Here is a 6157-nt window from a genome sequence, read left to right on the forward strand (position 1 = left end):
CAGGTCTGAGCCGCAACTTCGGTCAGAGGTACACAAAAGGTGCACAGCTGGTAGCGAGCGCTATGGCTCGAGGGCGGGTATGCGTACCGGGTGGACCTCGGCCCCGATCCGGCGACCGGCAAGCGGCGACAGGTCCAGAAGCAGGGCTTCCGCACGAGGTAGTAGATAGGTTCCGGTAGTTTGAGATGCACCAATAATTAAGGTACCACCTTGGAGACTTTGTAAGTCGTCAATGGCTCGGCAGGTTTCCTGGCATAGAGCCAGAATTTTTTCCCCATAGTCCAACAGCAGGTGTCCAGCTTCGGTCAGTTGGGCACGGCGTCCACCCCTGTCAAATAACGGCACCTCTAACTGTCGCTCTAAATTTTGCACTTGCAGGCTGATAGCAGGTTGGCTTACGTATAGACTATCAGCAGCACGCTTGAAACTCCCCTCAGTAGCGATCGCTTTGAGTATACGGAGTTGATCGAGAGAAAAAGGTAGGTCAGACATAGGGCTAAACCATTAACAGAAAGGAGCGAGCTGAAATCGACACTAACATAACCCGGACTCAAGTTCCTACTCTTTTTTGCTATAATAGAGCGTTATTTCTCATCTATCACCCTTGCCTATGGTATTTCCAAATTGGCTGAGTGTCAGCCACTTTGTCATGTTTGGGTTGCTATTGACTTTTGCGATCGCTCATAGTGGTTTAGCCGCCCTGCGTTCTAAGGGTGAACAAATAATTGGTCCAAGGCTTTATCGTATTGTCTTTGCTTTAGTGAGTCTTCCGCTAGCAGTTGTATTAATTATTTACTTTTTGAACCATCGGTATGATGGTCTACAGTTGTGGCTCCTTCAGGACCTGCCAGGGATGAAGTCATTAGTATGGGGGCTTTCAGGGATTTCGTTCTTGTTTCTTTATCCAGCTACGTTTAATTTATTGGAAATTGCTGCGATTCAAAAGCCCCAAGTCCATCTATATGAGTCTGGCATTATGCGGGTTACCAGGCATCCCCAAATGGTAGGACAAGTAATATGGTGTATTGCCCATACCCTCTGGATTGGTAGCACCTTTACCCTATTGACCTCCGTGGGATTAATTCTCCACCATCTTTTCGCTGTCTGGCATGGAGACCGCCGGTTGTTGGCACGGCATGGAGAAGCCTTTTGTACAGTCAAAGCTCGCACATCGGTAATCCCTTTTTTGGCAATTATCCAGGGACGTCAATTCCTGAAATGGCAAGAGTTTGTTCGTCCGGCATACCTAGGAGTCATCGGTTTTACTGGGCTGTTGTGGTGGGTACATCCCCTCATGATTACAGCTGTAGCCCAAGTAAATTGGTAATTAGGGCATTTCTGTTGTTCAGATGATCCCGATTCGATGTAGCATGATCCCAAACAAATGTAAAAACCCTTATATTTTAAAAAACCATGGTATTGTCTGTTGATGAACGGACGTTTTCAAAAACAGTTTTAGACTCTTCCACCCCAGTTATCGTTGATTTCTGGGCCCCTTGGTGTGGAGTGTGCCGGTTTGTTCACCCCATACTTGAGGAATTCCAAACTCAAGGAAGCAATTATGTCAAGGTTGTCAGAGTAAACGCCGATAACAATCTCAAGCTTGCCAATACCTATCGACTCAAGACCCTACCGACATTGCTATTCTTTGAGCAAGGTCAGTTGGTCTCACGAATAGAAGGTTTCCAAGGTCGGGATGAGCTGCTCAGGGAAATTGCCAGGCTGCTCAAATCACACTGCCAATACCCAGATTTCACCAAGGACTTGGATAAAAGGCAGCGCCAAGGTTTGAAAGCTTTTTCGGTCAATATCTCCTCAAGAGAAATTATAGGTATTAGGTATTAGGTATTAGGTATTAGGTATTAGGTATTAGGTATTAGGTATTAGCTATTAGGTATTAGGTATTAGGTATTAGGTATTAGGTATTAGCTACAAGAGGGTAATGGTACAGAAGGAAAGCTTTTGAGAGCCTCCGTGCTTGACCAGGCGCTAGCCAACTAGGTCAGAACACCCTTAGCCATTCAACCTAAAAGCCTAGAACCTTAACTTAAACTAATTAGCGCGCCTTAACCTAATTAGCCATTGAATTGGTCATCGGTAACCAGGTTGTGGGTTTACCCTTTCCCATGACCAATTACCGATTGCCAATTACTAATTGGTTTCTGACTCTTGTGCCTGATCTGTGCCTGTGAATTTATAAATTATCGATTATAGCACTTCCATTCCTAGTAATTGGCAATGGCTCCGTAACGAAAAGATAAATTTTTGTTAACTAAACTTTTTTTATTATTTTCATCAATTAGTCCGATTATCTCATGATGATTACCCATTTTGATGAGATATTTTGTGATGAAGATTACGAAAAAGGTTAAGATTTGTATCAGATATGAGACCTTAGTAGCCTATTCACGGGATGGCGGCTGTTGGTAGTAGTCGCCGCAAGCCAATGCCGACCGTAAGTCCATGGCCTAGGCTGCTATAGTGCAGTTGAGATTAAAGCGTCTGGCCTTCTACAGACAAACAAAAAGAAAAACTTTAGACATGAGCGGTTAACAGTTTGCCAAAATAGTAACGAAATCTGAAGTAGGCTGTCTTAAATGGAACCGCTTTATCAATATGCCTGGCTAATCCCAGTGTTTCCCTTGGCAGGGGCAATGCTGGTTGGTCTGGGGCTAATTTCCTTCAATAGAGCAACGAACCGTCTGCGGCAGCTGTTAGCTGTATTTATTGTCTCCTGGTTGGGGGCGTCCATGGTGTTCTCCTTTGCTATACTCTGGAGTCAATTTCATGGTCATGAACCCTATCAACGCACCCTGGAGTGGGCTGCTGCTGGCAATTTTCACCTAATGATGGGCTATACCATCGATCACTTAACGGCACTGATGCTGGTAGTTGTGACCACCGTAGCTTTTCTGGTGATGATTTATACCGATGGCTACATGGCTCATGACCCCGGTTATGTGCGCTTTTATGCTTATTTAAGCTTGTTTAGTTCCTCTATGCTAGGGTTGGTCGTTTCTGCCAACCTGTTGCAAGTTTATATTTTCTGGGAACTGGTGGGAATGTGTTCCTACCTGTTAATTGGATTCTGGTATGACCGTAAGGCAGCAGCAGATGCTTGTCAAAAAGCTTTCGTGACTAACCGTGTCGGAGACTTTGGTCTGCTGTTAGGCATGTTGGGACTCTACTGGGCAACTGGCACCTTCGACTTTGATGTCATGGGAGCCAATCTGGAAACCTTTGTGGAATCCGGTTACCTGGGTGCAGGCATGGCAGCTGTGTTCGCTGTCTTAGTGTTTCTCGGTCCGGTGGCTAAATCCGCCCAATTTCCCCTCCACGTTTGGCTTCCCGATGCCATGGAAGGCCCAACCCCGATCTCTGCCCTAATTCACGCCGCAACCATGGTAGCTGCTGGGGTGTTTTTGATTGCCAGGATGTACCCCGTGTTTGAAGGGATTCCAGTCGCCATGACTGTGATTGCCTGGACGGGAGCATTTACCGCTTTCTTAGGGGCAACCATTGCTATTACTCAAAATGATATTAAGAAAGGGTTAGCCTATTCAACTATGTCTCAATTGGGTTATATGGTAATGGCAATGGGCATTGGAGCCTATGGTGCTGGCTTATTTCACCTGATGACCCACGCTTATTTCAAAGCCATGCTGTTCCTCTGCTCTGGGTCAGTAATTCACGGTATGGAAGCTGTGGTTGGCCATGACCCGATTTTAGCTCAGGATATGCGGTTAATGGGAGGCTTGCGTAAGTTTATGCCCATTACCTCCCTGACATTCCTAATTGGAACCTTGGCAATTTGTGGAATTCCCCCCTTCGCAGGGTTCTGGTCAAAAGATGAAATCTTAGGCAGTACTTTTGAAGTAAGTCCAATACTTTGGGGAATTGGCTGGCTGACTGCTGGAATGACTGCTTTCTATATGTTCCGGATGTATTTCTCTACCTTTGAAGGGGAATTTCGGGGCAATGAAATGGAAATCCGTCATCAACTCAAGGAAGCTGCTGGTGTAGCTGTACCTGCTTTTGGTCCTGGTGCTATGGATGTACGGGAACTTGAAGCTCAGGCTGACCATGATCACCACGACCACCACCACAGTGAGTTTCCCCATGAGTCACCCTTAACGATGACTCTACCGTTGTTAGTCTTAGCCGTGCCATCGGTACTGATTGGTTTGGTGGGAACTCCCTTTAACAACTACTTTGAGGAATTTATCCACCCAGCCAGTGAAACCATAGCCGAAGTCGTGGCAGAAGCAGAAGCCTTTGACTGGTCAGAATTTCTGATTATGGGCGGCAGTTCCGTGGGAATTGGTCTGATTGGGATTTCCGTTGCGGTACTGATGTACTTACAGGGCAAGATTGACCCCAATGCGATCGCTAAAAAAATCCAGCCCCTATATCAGCTGTCTCTCAATAAGTGGTACTTCGATGAAATTTATGACCGGCTGTTTGTTCAGGGAAGCCGTCGATTAGCACGGCAAGTTATGGAGGTAGACTACCGTATCGTTGATGGTGCTGTAAACCTGACTGGCTTTTTCACCCTGCTCAGTGGTGAAGCACTGAAATACGTAGAAAACGGTCGTGCCCAATTCTATGCTCTAATTGTCTTCCTCGCAGTACTGGGTTTAGTAATTGTCTCAGGTGTGACCTGACCTGCTTTGTTAATTGTTAGTTGTTGATCAAAAATTAACAATTAACAATTAACAATTAACAATTTGCAATTTTCTTTTGACCAATGGTGACTGACTAGTTGACTATGACAGATTTCCCCTGGCTAACAATAATTATTCTGTTTCCGATTGCGGCATCGCTTCTGATCCCGTTTCTGCCAGAAAAAAATGGGACTTGGGAGCGTTGGTACGCTTTAATTATTGGGTTAATTGATTTTGCCCTAATTGTCTATGCTTTTGTGACCCAATACGACCTGAGCAACCCAGAACTGCAACTGGTCGAAAAATACAGCTGGGTGCCTCAAATGGACTTGAATTGGTCAGTAGGTGTAGATGGCTTATCCATGCCTCTAGTGTTACTGACTGGCTTTATTACTACCCTAGCGATGCTGGCAGCTTGGCCGGTAACCTTCAAGCCTAAGCTGTTTTACTTCCTGATGTTGGCAATGTACGGTGGTCAGATTGCTGTATTTGCTGTTCAGGATATGCTGTTGTTCTTCTTGGTATGGGAACTGGAGTTAATTCCGGTTTACATGCTACTGTCAATCTGGGGGGGCAAAAAGCGTCTCTATGCAGCTACCAAGTTTATCCTCTACACCGCAGGGGGTTCCCTGTTTATCTTGCTAGCTGCCTTAGGCATGGCATTCTATGGAGATACCGTAACCTTTGATATGCGATCGCTAGCCCTCAAAGATTACGCCCTCAATTTCCAGCTATTGCTTTACGGAGGCTTCCTGATTGCTTACGGGGTCAAGCTACCCATCTTCCCTCTACATACCTGGTTACCAGATGCCCACGGGGAAGCCACAGCCCCGGTACACATGCTCCTGGCTGGAATTCTGCTGAAAATGGGGGGATATGCCCTCATCCGCATGAATGCTGGCATGCTACCCGATGCCCATGCCGTGTTTGCTCCGGTATTGGTGATTTTAGGGATTGTCAATATTGTCTACGCTGCCCTTACCTCCTTTGCCCAGCGTAATCTCAAGCGTAAGATTGCTTACTCATCCATTTCCCATATGGGATTTGTCTTAATTGGTATTGCTTCCTTTACCGACTTAGGCATGAGTGGGGCAGTGATGCAAATGATTTCCCACGGTTTAATCGGTGCCAGCCTATTCTTCTTAGTAGGAGCTACCTATGACCGTACCCATACCTTGATGCTCGATGAGATGGGGGGTGTTGGTAAGAGAATGGGCAAAATGTTCGCCATGTGGACAACCTGTTCCATGGCATCCTTAGCATTACCCGGAATGAGTGGGTTTGTGGCAGAAGTGATGGTGTTTGTTGGCTTTGCTACCAGTGATGCTTACGGTTCCTTCTTCAAGGTATTAGTGATCGTCCTGGCAGCTGTCGGGGTTATCTTAACACCAATTTACCTGCTCTCGATGCTGCGCGAGATTTTATACGGTCCGGAAAACAAGGAATTAGTCGCCCACGAAGCCTTGATTGATGCGGAACCTCGGGAAGTGTTA

At 46.1% G+C, this 6157-nt stretch carries 5 protein-coding genes and 1 pseudogene; 5 read left to right on the forward strand and 1 reads right to left on the reverse strand.

Features of this window, described 5'->3' with window-relative positions; all coding sequences use genetic code 11:
* The first annotated feature begins 90 nt into the window (after positions 1-90).
* On the forward strand, positions 91-162 hold the full coding sequence (locus tag F6K20_RS40095) for an Arm DNA-binding domain-containing protein (RefSeq protein ID WP_353736794.1): 72 nt from the start codon (positions 91-93) through the stop codon (positions 160-162).
* Here the strand turns inward: F6K20_RS40095 and F6K20_RS20755 are convergent.
* Positions 154-492, reverse strand: a pseudogene (locus tag F6K20_RS20755) (LysR family transcriptional regulator); the annotation flags it as partial. The gene F6K20_RS40095 and the pseudogene F6K20_RS20755 overlap by 9 nt on opposite strands.
* Before the next feature lie 118 nt (positions 493-610).
* On the opposite strand from F6K20_RS20755, the gene F6K20_RS20760 reads away from it, so the two are divergent.
* From F6K20_RS20760 to F6K20_RS20775, 4 genes are all read left to right on the forward strand, one after another.
* Positions 611-1327: an NnrU family protein gene (locus F6K20_RS20760; RefSeq protein ID WP_008190806.1), complete on the forward strand. Its 717-nt coding sequence runs from the start codon at positions 611-613 to the stop codon at positions 1325-1327.
* A gap of 86 nt (positions 1328-1413) precedes the next feature.
* Positions 1414-1845 carry a thioredoxin gene (gene trxA / locus F6K20_RS20765; protein ID WP_008190808.1) on the forward strand — a complete coding sequence of 144 codons (432 nt, stop codon included), beginning with the start codon at positions 1414-1416 and terminating at the stop codon, positions 1843-1845.
* A 752-nt stretch (positions 1846-2597) separates the two neighbouring features.
* Positions 2598-4664, forward strand: coding sequence for an NAD(P)H-quinone oxidoreductase subunit 5 (locus tag F6K20_RS20770; protein WP_287295873.1), 2067 nt, complete (start codon positions 2598-2600; stop codon positions 4662-4664).
* A 104-nt stretch (positions 4665-4768) separates the two neighbouring features.
* A partial coding sequence (locus F6K20_RS20775; RefSeq protein WP_287295875.1) for an NAD(P)H-quinone oxidoreductase subunit 4 occupies positions 4769-6157 on the forward strand: 1389 nt, incomplete at its 3' end.

Source organism: Moorena sp. SIO2C4 (assembly GCF_010672485.1).
Classification (GTDB): domain Bacteria; phylum Cyanobacteriota; class Cyanobacteriia; order Cyanobacteriales; family Coleofasciculaceae; genus Moorena; species Moorena producens.

What these genes read in the sequence shown, in the direction of transcription:
- F6K20_RS20770 (WP_287295873.1), top strand. Translation starts at nt 2,598, where the DNA reads ATGGAACCGCTTTATCAATATGCCTGGCTAATCCCAGTGTTTCCCTTG.
- trxA (WP_008190808.1), top strand. Translation starts at nt 1,414, where the DNA reads ATGGTATTGTCTGTTGATGAACGGACGTTTTCAAAAACAGTTTTAGAC.
- F6K20_RS20760 (WP_008190806.1), top strand. Translation starts at nt 611, where the DNA reads ATGGTATTTCCAAATTGGCTGAGTGTCAGCCACTTTGTCATGTTTGGG.